The 17,280-nt window shown below is 47.0% G+C and carries 10 protein-coding genes and 1 pseudogene; 3 read left to right on the top strand and 8 right to left on the bottom strand.

Features of this window, described 5'->3' with window-relative positions; genetic code table 11:
- Nucleotides 1-228: 228 nt before the first annotated feature.
- The 5 genes from FTU67_RS04465 to FTU67_RS04445 all read right to left on the bottom strand — a co-directional run bounded on the left by FTU67_RS04465 (nt 229) and on the right by FTU67_RS04445 (nt 6,429).
- Complete coding sequence (locus tag FTU67_RS04465) at nt 229-810, bottom strand: hypothetical protein (RefSeq protein WP_005180155.1); 582 nt, start codon at nt 808-810, stop codon at nt 229-231.
- A 109-nt stretch (nt 811-919) separates the two neighbouring features.
- On the bottom strand, nt 920-3,058 hold the full coding sequence (gene pta, locus FTU67_RS04460; RefSeq protein WP_168390897.1) for a phosphate acetyltransferase: 2,139 nt from the start codon (nt 3,056-3,058) through the stop codon (nt 920-922).
- A 50-nt stretch (nt 3,059-3,108) separates the two neighbouring features.
- Nucleotides 3,109-4,329 carry an acetate/propionate family kinase gene (locus FTU67_RS04455; RefSeq protein WP_005180151.1) on the bottom strand — a complete coding sequence of 407 codons (1,221 nt, stop codon included), beginning with the start codon at nt 4,327-4,329 and terminating at the stop codon, nt 3,109-3,111.
- Between the two features lie 314 nt (nt 4,330-4,643).
- On the bottom strand, nt 4,644-5,048 hold the full coding sequence (locus FTU67_RS04450) for a hypothetical protein (protein WP_005180148.1): 405 nt from the start codon (nt 5,046-5,048) through the stop codon (nt 4,644-4,646).
- A gap of 115 nt (nt 5,049-5,163) precedes the next feature.
- On the bottom strand, nt 5,164-6,429 hold the full coding sequence (locus FTU67_RS04445) for a glutamate-5-semialdehyde dehydrogenase (RefSeq protein ID WP_075167437.1): 1,266 nt from the start codon (nt 6,427-6,429) through the stop codon (nt 5,164-5,166).
- Nucleotides 6,430-6,736: 307 nt separating this feature from the next.
- On the opposite strand from FTU67_RS04445, the gene FTU67_RS04440 reads away from it, so the two are divergent.
- A complete protein-coding gene (locus FTU67_RS04440; protein ID WP_160240959.1) occupies nt 6,737-8,059 on the top strand; it encodes an alpha/beta fold hydrolase in 1,323 nt (440 codons plus the stop codon).
- A gap of 73 nt (nt 8,060-8,132) precedes the next feature.
- Here the strand turns inward: FTU67_RS04440 and FTU67_RS04435 are convergent, their stop codons facing one another.
- Both FTU67_RS04435 and nagZ read right to left on the bottom strand, forming a co-directional pair.
- Nucleotides 8,133-8,987 carry a class I SAM-dependent methyltransferase gene (locus FTU67_RS04435; protein WP_005180144.1) on the bottom strand — a complete coding sequence of 285 codons (855 nt, stop codon included), beginning with the start codon at nt 8,985-8,987 and terminating at the stop codon, nt 8,133-8,135.
- A 94-nt stretch (nt 8,988-9,081) separates the two neighbouring features.
- Nucleotides 9,082-10,104: a beta-N-acetylhexosaminidase gene (gene nagZ, locus FTU67_RS04430; RefSeq protein ID WP_016658574.1), complete on the bottom strand. Its 1,023-nt coding sequence runs from the start codon at nt 10,102-10,104 to the stop codon at nt 9,082-9,084.
- Between the two features lie 195 nt (nt 10,105-10,299).
- On the opposite strand from nagZ, the gene FTU67_RS04425 reads away from it, so the two are divergent.
- Nucleotides 10,300-12,492: a carboxy terminal-processing peptidase gene (locus FTU67_RS04425; RefSeq protein WP_016658575.1), complete on the top strand. Its 2,193-nt coding sequence runs from the start codon at nt 10,300-10,302 to the stop codon at nt 12,490-12,492.
- 279 nt (nt 12,493-12,771) lie between these two features.
- The gene (locus FTU67_RS04420; protein WP_180061460.1) at nt 12,772-14,832 is read left to right on the top strand and encodes a bifunctional diguanylate cyclase/phosphodiesterase; all 2,061 of its coding nucleotides are present in this window, start codon (nt 12,772-12,774) and stop codon (nt 14,830-14,832) included.
- A gap of 127 nt (nt 14,833-14,959) precedes the next feature.
- Here FTU67_RS04420 and FTU67_RS04415 read toward each other — a convergent pair.
- A pseudogene (locus tag FTU67_RS04415) lies at nt 14,960-17,035 on the bottom strand (TonB-dependent receptor).
- Between the last annotated feature and the right edge of the window lie 245 nt (nt 17,036-17,280).

The following is a 17,280-nucleotide window of genomic DNA, read 5'->3' as shown; positions in this document are numbered from 1 at the left end:
CAGGTATTTTGATGGTTGCGGGCTTTTGTGTATATATCGCTGCAACTTGGATGTATGGCCAAAAAGAAGATCAAGCTTAAGCTTTATCTTCTTTTTTCATTTTAGCCTGATAAAAATAATATTTTTCTCAATTCTCAATTCTCAATTCTCAATTCTCAATTCTCAATTCTCAATTCTCAATTCTCAATTCTCAATTCTCAATTCTCAATATTTATTTATAGCTTTGCTTTATCCTCCTTTAAAGAAGGCAAGTTCTAAAGCTCGATATGCTGAAATCTGATACCCCACTTTGTCTTGCATTAAACGATAAAAACTTTCAAAAACCGCCTCATTTTTTAATTCGTCCAGAAGCGTTAGATATTCCAGATAAGTTTCAGGACGTTTAAATGCGAAGTTATGGGGTTCGTTGCCGCTTAAGAATCTAAATACACGGCTATCCCAAATCGCATAGTGTTCAGGATGAATAAAGTGCAACAATTTAGATACACCGACAAGAGAGTTATTGAATGCACTTTTGAGTGTTTGAAGTTCTGGTACTGTTAATTGATGACCTTGTTTTGCTTTGTTAAATATTTTGATCAGATCATCTGCTGCAGTTAAATCAATTTTTTTCAAAATAGTCGGCATCCACGAATAGGTAAAGCTGATGCCGATAACAATGTCATCCAGGGTGAGTACATCTGTTTTTTTGAAATAATTTAAAAAATGGGAATACGCAATGAGATAATTTTCTTGCTCTTTGTCAAATTGATTGGCGATTTCAAAGATCTGTTTAAAAACTTCGTTGTTATTTTTTAATGTTAAAGGCATGTGATTACCACCTAACCTATACAGAAAATGAGATGTATTTGATACGTCTGGTCTAAATTAAAAAACCACCCAATCTTTCGAAAGGGTGGTTTAGAACTCGAAACTAAAATTAAGCTTCTTGCTGTTCAGCCTGAATTGCAGTGAGTGCAATGGTAAACACAATATCATCGACCAATGCACCGCGTGACAGGTCATTTACCGGCTTGTTCAAACCTTGCAACATTGGGCCAACACTCACCACATTGGCAGAGCGTTGTACTGCTTTATAAGTGGTATTACCCGTGTTCAGATCAGGGAAAATAAACACATTGGCACGACCAGCCACCTGAGAGTTTGGCGCTTTAGAACGACCAACGCTTTCAACCGATGCAGCATCGTATTGCAGCGGGCCATCAATCAGCAGGTCTGGACGGCGCTGTCTGGCAATTTCAGTCGCTTGCGCTACTTTTTCTACATCGGCACCGGCACCTGAAGTTCCGGTTGAGTAAGAGATCATGGCAATACGCGGGTCAATACCAAAGGCTTTGGCCGAGTCAGCAGATTGAATGGCAATTTCAGCCAGTTGTTCTGCATCCGGGTCCGGGTTAATCGCACAGTCACCATACACATAAACTTCATCTGGCAGCAGCATAAAGAACACTGAAGATACCAGTGAATATTCAGGTGCGGTTTTAATCAGCTGGAAGGCCGGACGTACGGTATTGGCAGTGGTATGTACTGCACCAGAAACTAAGCCATCAACCTGATCCAGCGCCAGCATCATGGTACCTAAAACTACCGTATCCTGAAGCTGTTCGCGTGCCTGTAATTCGTTAAGTTTGCCTTTACGCAGCTCAACCATTTTCTCGACATAGTTTTCGCGAATCAGGTCCGGATCAATAATTTCCAAGTCATGCGGCAATTCAATACCACGGGCTTTGGCCACTTCAACTACGGCTTCAGGTTTGGCCAGCAAGATACAGTGCGCAATACCACGCGATTGGCAGATGGCCGCAGCCTGAACTGTACGTGGCTCATCACCTTCAGGTAAAACAATGCGTTTTTTCGCTGCAATTGATTTTTGTACAAGCTCATGACGGAAGGCAGAAGGCGATAAACGTGGGCTATGCGCACCGCTAATCAGCGAGTTTAACCATTCCGGATCAATATGGCTGGACACAAAACGGGTCACCTGTTCGGCACGTTCAATATCATCGACCGGAATTTCATTACCGAAAGTCGAGAGCTGTTGCGCCGTTTCAAAGGTGGTTAAAGGGGTATGTAATACTGGCAAACCTTGCTTGATGGCAGTTTGACAGAAATTTAAGGCCTGTTCATTCGGTTGATGCTGCTCGGTTAAGACTAAGCCTGCTAAAGGAATGCCATTGCTGTTGGCCAGACTGCTGGCCAGTAGTACATCGGTACGGTCAGCTGCGGTAATAATCAGTTCACCGGCCACGAATTTGTGCAGTTCATGCTCGATATTCGAAGTAATCAGGCTGCTATGTAACACACGACGTGTATTGGCTTCGCCCTCATGAATCCACTGGGCAGAAATATGCGCTGCCAGATCAGACAGGCGCGGCACACTCAGGGTGTTACTAAATGGTACCAAACCAATCACTGGCAGTTTTTCTGTGCCAATGTAGCTATAAGTTTGCTGAATGCTGGCCACAAACTTGCTGGTATCTGACAGTAAACGCAGGTTTGGATCAATCGTCACAGGAATTTGCGCAGAATCTTCTGGCAAACCTTTGGTCCGCATAAACAGCACACCGCGTAAACGGTTCGATTCTGCACCACCGAAGTTACGAATCTGGTGTTCAATTCGTTCAGCAGAGCGAAGCGGATTGTTGATGTCGGCACCGCTGACAATCACTACCTGTGCATCTAGGGCTTGAGCCAGCAGGGCATTCAGGTCATCTGCGAAGCTGTCACGGAAATTCGGTAACAGGCCTTCGACAATAATCAGGTCATGCTGTTTGGCCACTTGGCGGTGTAAGCGAACCGCTTCTTCCAGCAATTCATCTTGCTGGTCATGGCTTAGTTGATGCACCACCTGTGCATAAGGAATGGGTTGAACCGTTTTGGTTTTAGAGACATGCTCAAACAGCGCTGTCGTCCGTTCGTTTTCAGGCTGTAATTCTTGAGAGAAAGGTTTGACGAAACCGGGTTTAATGCCCTGGCATTCCAAAGCATACACCAGACCTAAACATGCAGATGTTAGACCAACACCTTCTCCAGTCGGGACAAGTAGAATTGTTTTCATAAGGTATTATTCAAATCAGCCAAAAGTAAACAGGGTAAAACTGCGATTGCTTAAGCAATCGCAGTTTCTAATTCAGACTTTTTTGCCGGAGTTGCTCCCAACTCAGACTCCACCACCGCGCTGGTTTCTTTGGCGATACGGCCTTCTTCATCGGTTGGAACTACCCAGATTTGTGGACCGGTACCGTTATCGATACGACCTTCGGTGCCACGTTTCAGGCTGTCATTCTTCTCTTTGCTAAAGTTAAAGCCGAAGTGTGGTAAGTAAGACAGAGTTTTTTCACGGATATAAGCCGAGTTTTCACCAATACCACCTGTGAAGAACAGGCCATCTAGACGCGGTAAGCCACAGCTTAATGCTGCTAAAGATTTCGCTAAACGGTAGCAGAACACTTCAATGGCCAGAGCTGCATCTTCATTGCCTTGTTCAGAGGCTTCAATCAGGGTGCGCATATCGTTAGAGAGGCCAGATAAACCGAGTAGACCGCTTTGGCTGTTCAGCATCTTGTCAATTTTGTAGATATCCCAACCCAAGTTGCTGGCCAGGAAAGTGTGTAAAGATGGATCTACATCACCACTACGGGTACCCATCACCAGACCTTCAAGTGGGGTAAGGCCCATAGAGGTATCTACACTTTCACCGTTCCAGATGGCACAGGTCGAGCTACCATTGCCGAGGTGCGCTGTTAACCAGCCGCCTTGTTTCAGGCTGCCGGCCAGTTCTGAACCACGTTCAGAAACATAGGCATGGCTGGTGCCGTGGAAGCCGTAACGACGTACGTTATGATCGGTGTACAGGAATTTTGGCACAGCATAACGATAAGCATGTGCTGGCATGGTCTGGTGGAATGCGGTATCAAATACAGCAACCTGAGGTAATTCAGGGAATAAACGCATGGTCGCTTCAATGCCTACCAGGTGCGCCGGGTTATGTAACGGTGCCAGTGGGGTTGCTTCACGAATGCGTTGAATAATTTCTGGGGTTAAGCGCTCGGCTTTGGTCAAGCTGCCGCCATGTACCACACGGTGGCCAATCGCTTGAGGATTGTATTGTGACAAGCGCGATAAAATAGTTTCTAAGGCTTTTTCATGATCTGCGTGCGGAATAGAAAGTTCGAGCGGTTCACCTCCGACAGTGATCCCTTTAATACGTGCCTCGGCAGATCCTAAATTTTCAGCCAAACCAAAAATACGGTCTTCGCGACGTTCAGAAACAAGCGCGTATTTAATTGAAGAAGATCCGCAGTTAATTACTAATACAGTTGTAGACACGTTATTTTACCCGAATTCTAATTGAAATATTTGTATCCCGTATTGATCTGCCCCTGTTCCAACATGGTGCAATCTTGATCAATAACTAATTTTTATCATGGGATGGGTATCGCTTCTAGATAGACTTTAGGAGATTAGACTTAAGCACTATCGACCCTTTCGGGAATAATAACTAAAATTTATCGGTTGATAGATTTCATTTATTAATAAAATAGTAGTCATGTCCAGTCGCGTTGTTCTTCTGTTTACCATAACACGCCTTGAATCAAAGCATGTGACAGAACTGTTTGAAAATATTTCTTATTCCTTCATATTCAAGGTTTCTGATACTTCATTTCCGACCAGCGCACAATCACATAGGCAAATAGCGCCACCATAAAAAATACCAGCATCATCCAGGCCAAGCCTTGCAGGGTTTCAATTAAGGTGCGGTAAATTTCCAGAAACCAGCGTTCCTGCGTCAGTTCAATAATAATTTTCTGGTCGTTTTCGCTATAGGTGAGCGGGGTAATGTATTTTTCCATGTCATAAATCCGGATTCCGGAGGATGTTCCAACCACCATACCGGCAAATTTGGTATATCTGGCCCAGGCTTCATGAATCGGATCATGAATAATACGCGCCAGAATACGGTTAATGGAACTGGAAAAAATACGCATCACCACAAATGACACCAGCAGTGCCAGAACAAATGTGGTCACAATTAAATAATAGAACATTGTCCACCTCTTATTCTCATTCTTAAGACAGTGTACGGTGGAATAGACAGGGAAAACAGCAGAAAAATGTTCAGCCTCCGCAAAGGCTGAACATTCATATCTTTAGAAAAGTGAGTTATTGGCGAATCTGGCCATCTCCAAACACCACCCATTTTTGCGAGGTCAGACCTTCCAGACCGACTGGGCCGCGGGTGTGGATTTTATCGGTAGAAATACCAATTTCAGCCCCTAAACCGTATTCAAAGCCATCGGCAAAGCGGGTAGAGGCGTTAATCATCACTGAACTGGAATCAACACGGGCCAGGAACTGACGCGCCAGACTGAAGTTTTCAGTAATAATGGCATCGGTATGGTGTGAGCCATATTTATTGATATGGGTAATCGCTTCATCCAGACCCGACACCACTTTAATGGCCAGAACCGGACCCAGATATTCGGTATACCAGTCGTCTTCGGTAGCCGTTTGAACGCTGTCGCCTAAAATACGCTGGGTTTCGGCGCAGCCACGGAGCTCGACCTGTTTTTCTGCATACAGCTCGGCAATACGCGGTAAAAACTCATCTGCAATGGCTTCATCCACCAACAAGGTTTCCATGGCATTACAGACGCCATAACGATGGGTTTTGGCATTCAGGGCAATCGGTAGGGCTTTTTGCAAGTCAGCCTGTGCTTCGACAAAGACATGACAGTTACCATCCAGATGTTTAATTACCGGAATACGGGCTTCATTGGTGATGCGCTCGATTAAGCCTTTACCGCCACGTGGCACAATCACATCGACATATTCCGACATGGTAATTAACTGGCCTACAGCAGCACGATCTGGGGTATTGATGACCTGTACCGCCGTTTCTGGCAAGCCTGCAGTTTTCAGACCGTGCTGAATGGCTTCGGCAATGGCTTTATTCGATTCCAGCGCTTCTGAACCACCACGTAAAATAATGGCATTGCCTGATTTTAGCGCCAGCGAAGCTGCTTCTAAGGTCACGTTCGGACGGGATTCATAAATCATGCCGACCACGCCTAAAGGCACACGCATTTTGCCAATCTGAATACCCGACGGACGATAGGCCATATCGGTAATTTCACCAATTGGGTCAAGCAGGCCAATCACATCTTTCAGGCCCTGTAACATGCCTTTAAAGCGCGGGGGAGTCAGTTCTAAGCGATCAAGCAGGGCGCTATCCAGATTGTTGTTGCGACCTTTGGTCATATCAATCTGGTTGGCAGCTAAAATTGCTGTTTCACTGTTTTCAAGCGCAGTGTAAATAGCAGATAAAGCATGGTTTTTTGTTTGGGTAGAAGCACTTGCCAGAACTGCGGAAGCTTGGCGCGCTTGTTGTCCTACCGTTTGCATATATTGTTCAATAGACTCGTGCATAGCGGTTTGATCACTTAGAAATTTCTCCTCGATATTAACAGTCTAGGTCGGGACAATGAAGCAGTTTGATGGAATTTTCCGCAGGAAAGCCGGAAAAGCGCTAAACATTTTGAAATTGTTTCCTGTTTAAAAGCAGACAAATGGTTGCAGAAGAGGTTGCGTGTCAAAACGACACCTGTATAGAATGAAACACGATGGACATTGAAGTCATACAAATAACAATGAAAGAGCAGGATGCGATTTTTGCTCAATTTTAGAAATCATCTCTTGCACAATAAAAATAAGCGCGAGAATGGAGGAAAGGAATATGAATTCCATTATCCAAATGGACTCGGAAGTCGGGCAGTCAAGTGCTCACTTTGGTTTTTTTGATCTTTACGATAAGCACAGTTTCAAACAGCCAGCGCGTACAACCTGGATTGACGGTTGGAAGATTGAATACATGGCGATTGCTCGCCCAGACACCTTGCACATGACGCCGATGGTGATTATCGGGGGCGCTTTTCAGAATTTTAACTCCTATAAATACTGTGTTGAACAACTGTTTGATGCCGGCCCGATTATCCTGATTGATTTACCTTCCATGGGCGCCAACCAGCAAATCAGCAATGTCGATACTGGCATATCTGCCGGTACGCTGGAGCTGGAAGATCTGGCAGCCATGCTCGGTCGCTGGCTGGATATTGTTGGCTTGAGTCAGGTCGCGGTATTGGGCATGTCCCTCGGTTCGGTGGTGGCCTCTTGCCTGGCGCATCAGCGTCCGGAACTGATAGACCGCATGATTCTGATGGGTGTCATGCAAAAGACCCGGAAAAGCTGGCGTATGCTGCTGGAAGAATCGCTGCATTTAATGAAAGAGCAGCGCATGGATGAGTTTGGTCAGGCGGTAATTTTATATCTGGTCAATCATGCTAAGCTGGAAGCGACCCGCATGTCGCCAACCGCCAAGCGGCTGTTCTTCCGGCAAATGGCCGAATTCACCGCCACCGAACAGGAACGCTATGATATCAATTGTAATCGTCTGCTGCGCCTGACTCACGTTCCTATTCCGCAGTGCAAGGTGCTGGTGGCCTGTGGTCAGTATGACAGTTTTACCTTGCCACATGAAAATGCCAATTTTGCCTTGCAATGTCCGGACATGGAATTTGCCATGATTGCCAATGCCGACCATGTGCCGCAGTTGCAGCGCCGTAAAGAAACCATGCGCCTGTTTGCCACCTTCTTAAGAGATGAACCAATTCAGTCGCTAGAAGGTATTATCCCCATGACCCGTGCCCAGCTCTTGACCATGGAGCGCCGTGGAGAAGAACGCATTGCCGTGCAGCAGCCATTTAGTCAGTTAACACACCGTCATTCCGATTTAAGTTTTGCCACGGAAATTGTCGATCTGAACTTTTTTGGCGTATTGCTACGTTTTGAAGACGGACAGGCAGAACGGGCTGCGCAGTATGAGCGTGATTTGGCCCTGACACTCCAAGATGAAGAGGGTAGTTTCCAGATTGAGTGCCTGATTTTTGAAGTGCAGGATCAGCAGATTCGCGCTTTATTAAAACATGGCAGCTTTGATATTGCCGAGCGTTTGCTGCGTTATATCCAGCGTCAAAAAGGTTGTCTGGCAGCAATTGCCTAAATTGAGGTGTCTAAAAATAAAACAGCGCAAAGGCGCTGTTTTTTTATGGGCTGATGAGGCTCAGAACTCTCTTTTAGGCACTGGGCTGTTTATGGCAGGCGTGCAGCACCCAGACAATATCACCCAAATGTTCTTCAGGGGCGGGCAGGTCCGGAGTGTGGAAATAGTGCTGCGGCTGCAGAATATCGACCCGCTCAAAACCGCTGGCTTTAACAAAGTCACGGACTTCACCCGGACTTTGAAAATGAAAACTAAAGGCGCTGCGAGACATGACTTTCAGTAATTTACTGCTGGTCCACATAAAGCTGGCCAGTTTGTTTTTCACCGGTTCAGGATAAATATCACTCAAGTAATACAGTTCCTGAAAATGTTGTCCATATTGATAAATCCCATGCAGCAGTTTGCTGAGCATCGGCTTGTCGAAATAATTGATTAAGCCTTCACTAATAATTACCAGCGGTTGCTGCGGGTCAAAATGCTGAAAAATCTGGGCAAATTCTTCACTGAAAATATCGGCACTCAAGACTTCCGGTGCCTGCTGGTCCAGTTGTTGCAAGGCGGCGGTTTTCACCTTGGCCATATCCGGTAAATCCAGCTCGCGGTAATTCAGTTCCGGATATTTCTGGCGGAAATTCCAGCTCCGTGGGGACAGGCCGCAGGCAATTTCCAGCACCTGGGTACGAGGATTGCGGGCAATCAGCTCGGTCAGTTGCTGGTCAATAATGGTGTGGCGTTCTTTCAGGGTGGTGCGCATACTGCCACCGACATATTTTTCGGCCCAGCTTTCCAGCGGATGGACCAATTTGGCCAGAAACTTGCCTTTTGAAGTAGCAAATACCGGATGCGAGATGCCCATTTGAAACCAGATATAGCCGGTATAGTGGGCAGTAAAGGATATATGGCGATGTTCGGAAAGCGGTTGGCTCATGCAAGGTCCTCTATTCTTTTTATTTATTCGGGGTGGATTTATGTATTTGCATCATAAAGAAAAAGGAACAGCTTGTCCTGTTCCTTTGTCGGTATTACTGGCCGCTGTCTTTAAAGCGGACAATACGGTCGCGTACTGCTTGCCATTCCGGGCCGAGCTCGAGTACATCACCGATCTGAATTTCTGGAATCTGGCCACGCATACGGGCTAAACGGGCCTGATTTGGTAACGGTAAATCCTGAATGCCGTCCAGTGCCAGACAGGCGGCGGCACGGTCATTACAGACCAGTCCCATATCACAACCGGCGTTTAAGGCCGCTTGAATGCGGGCATCGGCACCACCTGCCACACAGGCGGCCTGCATGCTTAAATCATCCGAGAACAGCACGCCATCAAAATTCAGCTGTTGACGTAGCACGGTCTGAATCCAGTACGGAGAGAAACCGGCCGGGTTCGGATCGACCTGATCATAAATTACATGCGCAGGCATTAGGGCATCCAGTTGGGCTTGCAGCTGGATAAAGCTTTGCATGTCTTTTTGCTGAATCTCTGCATAAGAACGTGAATCAATCGCAGCGGCCACATGCGAATCGGCCTTGACCGAGCCATGACCGGGGAAATGCTTGCCGGTGGTGGCCATACCAGCGCGCTGCATGCCACTTAAGAAGGCGCGTGCCAGTACGATAATATCGTCCATATTGCGGGCAAAACTGCGGTCGCCAATGACATCGCTGATGTCATTTAAATCCAGCACCGGGGCAAAACTGAAATCAATACCGACCGCTAATACTTCGGTGGCCATCAGCCAGCCGCACTGTTCAGCCAGCTCGACCGCCAGTTCCGGCTGCTGCTGATACAGCTCGCCAAAACGGCCCATGGCCGGCAGTAGGGTGAAACCCTGTTTTAAACGCTGCACCCGGCCGCCTTCCTGATCGACTGCAATTAAAATATCCGGACGTACCTGACGCATATGATCGGTCAGGGCGCGTACCTGCCGCGGTGATTCGATATTTCGACCAAATAAAATGACGCCACCGACTTGCGGAGCTTGTAAGAGTTGAATATCTTCTTGAGTAAGTGCTGTGCCAGCGATGTCGAGCATCAATGCGCCAATCATATCGGTTCCGGATTCAAATTTTTATCGAAAAACAATACCTGAATTCTGCAATGATTTGCTACATTTTGTCAGCACAGAATATGATAAAACTACACGACATAAACAGATTAAGTTGTTTAAGATTTTGAATCTGCTTGATTCGTCGCTAAGCAACCTTGTACTACTGGTCGAAAACCAAGGAAATACACATTATTTATGAAACTTCAAACGATAGCTTGTGCAGTTGCCGTGGCAACTGGGGGATTCTTCTTTAGTCACGCAATCAACGAAGCCATTGCTGCCAATAATACTGCTGCTGTTTCCAATACCATTGTTCCAACCCGGGAACAGGCCTTGGTGTCACGCCAGTTAGCGACCTTGGTTGACCGTCAGCATTACCTGAACCAGCGTTTAGACAGCAACACCTCCAATCGCATTTTTGATTTTTACATCGATAGTCTGGACCCGGAGCACACCTTGTTCCTGGCCGATGAAGTCGAACAGTACAAGAAAAAATATGGCGCCAATTTTGGAGCCGCCTTAAAAGCTGGCGATTTATCGGGCCCGTATCAGATTCATGCGCATTATCGTGAACGCATGCAGGCCTTCTATCAGTTTATGCTGGCCGAGCTGAAAAAACCGCAGAATTTAAAACAGCCGAATGTCACCATTGAGCTGGATCGTGAAAAAGCGCCGTTCTTTAAGACCCAGGCCGAGCAGCGTGCCCACTGGCAAAAAATGCTGGTGTCCCAGCTGATTAACCTGACCATCAGCAAAGAAGAAGAGCAGGCCAAACAAAAAGCCCTCAAGGAAAATCCAGAACTGGCCAATGGGCAAGATTTATCCGGCCCGGAAGATATGACGCCGGTGGAAACCCTGACCAAGCGTTATACTCGTCAGCTGGAACGCATGAGCCGTCTGAAAAGCGACGATGTGCTGGACAAAACCTTAAATGCGATGATGCTGACCTATGATCCGCACAGCAACTATTTCCCGCCTGTTGATGCAATGGAGCTGAACCGTCAGACCACCTTGCAGCTGGAAGGGATTGGGGTGTCGATTCGTCCGGATCGCAGCAATGAAGATTACACCAAGATTGAAACCATTGTTGAAGGCGGACCGGCGAGTAAATCTGGTCAGGTCAAATCTGGCGACCGGATTATTGGTGTCGGTCAGGATGGCGAGAAAATTGTGGATGTGATTGGCTGGCCAAGCAATGAAGTGGTCGGTCTGATTCGCGGTAAACGTGGCACCAAAGTGACCTTGCGTTTACTCGGTCCGGGTGCCTCGATGAGTCAGGCACGTACCGTGACGTTGGTACGTGACATTATTCAGGAAGAAGATGCCGGGGTGCGTAACCGAACCGTGCAAATTCAACGTGATGGCAAAACCTATACCTATGGCGTGATTGAAATTCCATCATTTTATCTGAACTATCGGGCGCGCCGTGCCGGAGTGGAATACCGTTCGGTATCGGAAGACACCAACAATGCCTTGAAAACGCTGGCTGCCAAAAATGTCGACGGGATTATTGTCGATTTACGCAATAACCCGGGCGGCTCACTTGAAGAGGTGGCACGTATGCTGGGTCAGGTGATTAAATCGGGTCCGGTAGTACAAATCCGTGATGGCAATGGCAACGTGAGCGTGTTTGAAGACAATGATGGCGGTGAACAGACCTATGCTGGCCCGCTAGCAGTCCTGATTAACCTGGCCTCGGCTTCTGCCAGCGAGATTTATTCAGCCGCGATTCAGGATTATGAGCGCGGTATTGTGATTGGTAGCACCACCACCGGTAAAGGGACAGCACAGGTACAATTGGACACTCTGGCCTATGGTCAGGCGACCCTCACCCAGCGTAAGTTCTACCGGATTACCGGCGGCAGTACCCAGAACAAAGGGGTGATTCCGGACATTAAACTGGTAGATATCTACAATGAAGAATTTGGTGAGCGTAAAGCCAAGAATGCGCTGAAGTGGGACACCATTGCCACCGCACCATTTAAACGTGAGGGTGTGGTGCAGTCTTATGTGCCGCAACTGGCCAAATCTTCGCAGACCCGGGTCAGTATTGATCCACAGTTCAAGTATCTGACTGAGCGTAAAAATATTGCCAAACAGGCAGAAGAGCGCAAAACGGCGGTGCTGGATTTAGATCAGCGCCGTGCCGAGCTGATTGAGCTGGAGCGTAAAACCTTAGCCGCTGAAAACGTACGTCGTCAGGCGACTGGTTTGGCACCGTATCCAAACTGGGAAAGCTATCAGGCCTCACTGGAAGCGCAAGCCGAGTCACGGGCCAAAATGAAAGCCAACCAGCGTCCACCACTGCCGGAAGAAGAAGTCTTTGTGAGCGAAGCGGCCAATGTGTTACTGGATTATAGTCAGTTACAATCAGGCACAGCCAAATAAGACCTTGGATGTGAGAAAAAGGCCGGTAGATGTACTGGCCTTTTTTGATGCGCTTGAGTTGAATGGCTCAAAAGGCAGATGAGCCGGCAAATCAACATAAAAAATGACGGTTTTCAGGGCGGAAAAACCGCATTTAGGCTTGACCTCAATGCGATAGTATAAGATTCTAGTTTGAGTTTTAATTCCTTGTTTTATTGTTATCTTTTAAAGCGGCAAATTCATGAGTATTTAGCGTTGAGTATAGTAACAACAAAAAAATAACCTATACGGAAGCTTTTTATGGTTCATATTCATTATGACTTTAGCCTGGTGGTAGGTTCAATTGCGGTTGCAATTCTGGCCAGTTATCTGGCTATTTCAACCCAGCAGTTCCTGCTCGGGGGAATCCGCCAGAAATCTGAAAAAGCCATGCTCTTGCTCAGTGGCCTATGCCTTGGCGTTGCTATTTGGGGTATGCATTTTGTCGGGATGCTGGCTTGCCAGTTGCCGGCCAATTACGCATTTAATCTGCCGCTAACCATTTTTTCTGGCGTTATTGCCTTTATTGCTTCCACCTTTGCCATCTGGCTGACCACCAAACCCACCCTGCCTTTTGCCCGTCTGATGATTGGGGCGGTGTTAATGGGACTCGGCATTTCCGGCATGCACTATACCGGTATGCTGGGCATGGTCGTAGAGAATCATCGGACCTATTATGATCCGCTACTGGTGGTGTTTTCGGTGCTCATTGCCATTAGTGGTTCCGGCCTGACCTTCTGGCTGGCGTTTCATTTTAAAAATACCTTGCTTTACCATCGTCACTATAAGGTGATGATTGCCATTATGATGTCGCTGGCCATTGTCGGGATGCATTATACCGGCATGGCCTCGGTGTCTTACTATCCGATTGATACAGAACGTCTGGATGCGATCTATAAAACTGGTAATGGCATCTTGCTGTTTACCGTGATTTTTGTGACCAGTCTGGTGATGGTTGCCGCCTTTAGTGTGGCCGTGCTGGAGCAGCGTCTGGAAGAACGTAACTGCCAGCTGTCGCTGGTTAACCGTGAGCTGGCCAATCAGGCGGTGCAGGACAATCTCACCAAATTACCGAACCGTTTATATCTGGCTGAATATGCGCATTTGCTGTTTAGTGCCCAGCGCATCAATCAGCAGAATGTCGCGTTTTTATATATTGATCTGGACCGTTTTAAGGCGGTGAATGATGTATTTGGCCATCATGTTGGTGATCAGTTGCTGATTCAGCTGACCACGCGACTGCATCAGCAGCTGAAATCGCAGGAAAAATTATTAAGAATCGGCGGTGATGAATTCTTGCTGGTGCTGGAGCAGGCCACGGTTGAGGATGCGATTCAGGCGGCAGAAAATGTGCTGCACAGTGTACAGGACAGTTTCCTGATTGCCGGCAAGAGTATTAATATTTCGGCCAGTATTGGTATTGCTATGTACCCGGAGCACGGCAACAACCTGCAAGATGTACTGATGAATGCCGATGCCGCCATGCTGACTTCAAAATATCAGGGCCGTAACACCTATTCGGTGTTTAATTACAGCATTGACCAGCAGGAAACCAAAAGCCAGACCAAGCTGTTAAATGATTTATATAAAGCTGTCGATGAACAGCAGTTTATTCTGTTTTACCAGCCCAAATTTACCACCAGCACCCAGCAGATTTGTGGCGTTGAAGCATTAATTCGCTGGATGCATCCGGTGCATGGTCTGCTGACCCCGAATATGTTTATTAAAGGTGCGGAGAAGTCCGGCCTGATTATCCAGATGGGCTATTGGGCCCTCGAGCAGGCCTGCAAACAGATTCAGCAATGGGAACAGCAGGGACTGAACCTGTTTCCATTGGCAGTCAATCTGTCGGCGGTGCAGTTCGAGCATAAACATTTGTTTAGTACCTTGGAAACCTTATTCTGCCGTTATGCGATTGACCCGAGTCATCTCATGATTGAAATTACCGAAACCACTGCCATGCATCATGTGGAATCGAGTATTCGCAGTTTTAGGCGCTTAAGAGAAATGGGCGTGAAACTGGCGATTGATGATTTTGGCACGGGCCATTCCAGTTTCCTGTATTTAAAAGACCTGCCGGTGGATGAGCTAAAAATTGACCGCGCATTTATTAAAGACCTGTATCGCGATTCCAAAGAAGAAATGATTCTGGAAAGTATTATCCAGCTGGCGACCAAACTGGGATTGACGGTTACCGCAGAAGGGGTGGAAACGCCATTACAGGCCGAAATTCTGGCGCGTTTGGGTTGTCAGCAATTACAAGGTTATTTGCTGTCGATGCCGGTTGAGGTCGAGCGTTTGGAAGACTTGCCGCAAGTATAAAATGAAATTATCGGGTCTGATTGAGGTACTGTTTTTAGATAGCCAGATGTTTAAAAAATCACGGTCGATGTTGCAAGAAAAAATGGTTTAAAAATGGATGTCAAGTGACATCCATTTACCTCACATATTAAAAACGATAACGAAGCGCGAGCTGTGCATTCAGTGGGTCGCCCATCATATTGGAATCGTTCCCCTCACCATGTCCTGAGACAAAATAATCACGGTCAAACAGGTTGTTCAGATTTAGTGTTACATCATACTGCGCGGTCTGATAACCCAGCGCGGCATTGAAAACCGCATAGCCCGGCAAGACATTTTTATTGTCCGGCGCACTGAAGCGGGAGGATTCGGCCCGGCCACCCACGGCAGCAAACCAGTGTTCATCCAGTTGATACTTTAACCAGAGATTGGCGCTGTTTTTGGGTGTTAATGCGGCCTGTTTGCCGGCCAGACCGATGGTCGATTTTTCAATTTTTCCATCCATATAGGCATAACCCGCCAACAGGGATAATTGATCGCTGAGCTGACCGGTCAAGGACACTTCAACGCCTTGCGTGCTTTGTTCCCCAGCCAGCATCGCCAGCGGCGGATTACTGTCCGGAATTTTATTTTGGATATTGCTCTGCGTCATTTCAAATACGGCCAGGGTCATATTCAGCCGATCATTGATGTCCCATTTGGTCCCGACTTCCAGGTTTCTGGTTTTGGTTGGTTTCAGGTCAGCACTGTTGCTATAAAACAAGAATGAATCTGCAAGTGGCTGGAAGGACTGATTATAGGCGGTATATAAGGATAAATTTTTGGTCGGTTGATAGACCACGCCCAGGCGAGGGGAGAGGGTCTGGTCATTGCGCTGGATGCTGCTGTTATTTTTCTGATCATGCCTGTATTGGGAAAGATGATCATAACGTACCCCGGCTCAAAACCTTGAGCTGTTCATTCAGGCTGATCAGGTCTTGTACATAGACGGCATAATTTTCAAATTCGCTGGCGGTATTGACTCTTGGAGTGGCGGAGGTATCGACCGGTGCCCAGTGCGGCAAGACCGGGTCATACAAATCGGTCGTGGCTTTTGACCCTAACCAGAATATTTCATCTTTGTGCTGCTGGCTGTATTCCGTGCCGATTAAGGTGTCGTGTTTGATTTGACCAGTATGAAAGACGCCAGATAATTCATTCTGCAAGAAGATGCCATCTTCATCGCGCATGCGTTTAATCTGGCTGAGCGTGACCTGATCTGCTGCTGGACTGGCGTTGCTGTATTCCCGGTCCAAGGCATAATTATAATGCCGGGCGACACCGCGATATTTCAGCTGATCATTGAACTGATGTTCTAGCGTAACCGTCTGGCTGGACACTTCAGTATCGACATTGCCTACATCTTTTGCGTTGGATGCGCCATAGAATGTTTTTGGATTGGTACGTACCGGTCAGCGGGTCCATGGGAAAGCCTTGGTCGGCCAAACGGTCATCGTGCAGATAATCGGCTTGCAAGAGCAGAGTGGTTCGATCTGAAATATCCCATTGTACAGACGGTGCTACAGTTTCCCGATTGACGAAACTCTGATTGCGGTAGCCATCTGAGTGTTCAAGTGCACCGGTCAGGTGGACTTTGATTTGGTCATTGAGGACCTCGACCAAATCAAGTTCGGCACGTTTTTGCCCCAGGCTGCTGCCGATCAGGCTGATTTCATGCAGTGCTTCATCCAGGGGCTTTTTATTGATCCGGTTGATCAGCAGGCCGCCTGCTGAACCTCGGCCATATAACACCGACCCGGGCCCTTTTAGCACTTCCACCCGTTCTACATTCGACAGATCACGATAATACAGCGCGTCATCGCGTACCCCATCGACATACTGATCGGAAATGGCTGAAAAGCCGCGAATCATGACCTGATCACGCTGGCCATCTCCGACGCTAAAACTTAAGCCTGTTACATTCTGCAATGCGCCTTGAAGGGAGGTCACATTCTGTTCTTTTAAGACTTGTTGCGGAACCACATTCACAATCTGAGGAATATCTTTCAGTGGTGCCATACCTTTGCTGGCGGTGGAGGCTTGCTCTACTTGCGTTTTCAGGCTAAGGCTTGCCTGTGCCGAAGAGTTGAGTGTGGGTAAAGTCACAGTACTGGCTGTTTCGTTGGCATAGGCTTGCGCTGTCATCAAGCTGAGTGAAGACAGCAAAAAAAAGAGAAGATTTCATAACATGCTCTGGATGGACCCCGAAAAAAGTGCATGCAGTGTGGGGAATAAACAGTCTGCTGTAAATGATATTGAATATCACTCTCTATTGGTAATAATTATTATTTAATTGGCTTTAATGAGATATTTAAATCAAAAATATCCGCAGAGAGAATGTTGATTTTTCCTGATTTTTCCAAATGATAAAGAAATATGGGGAGTTCTGTTCTGCGGTGAAAAGACTAAGTCTTTTAAAGTGAAACAGAT

Origin of the sequence: Acinetobacter sp. YH12132 (genome assembly GCF_013418645.1) — a bacterium.
Lineage (GTDB): Bacteria > Pseudomonadota > Gammaproteobacteria > Pseudomonadales > Moraxellaceae > Acinetobacter > Acinetobacter indicus.
This window is presented reverse-complemented; position numbering and strand designations above follow the sequence as displayed.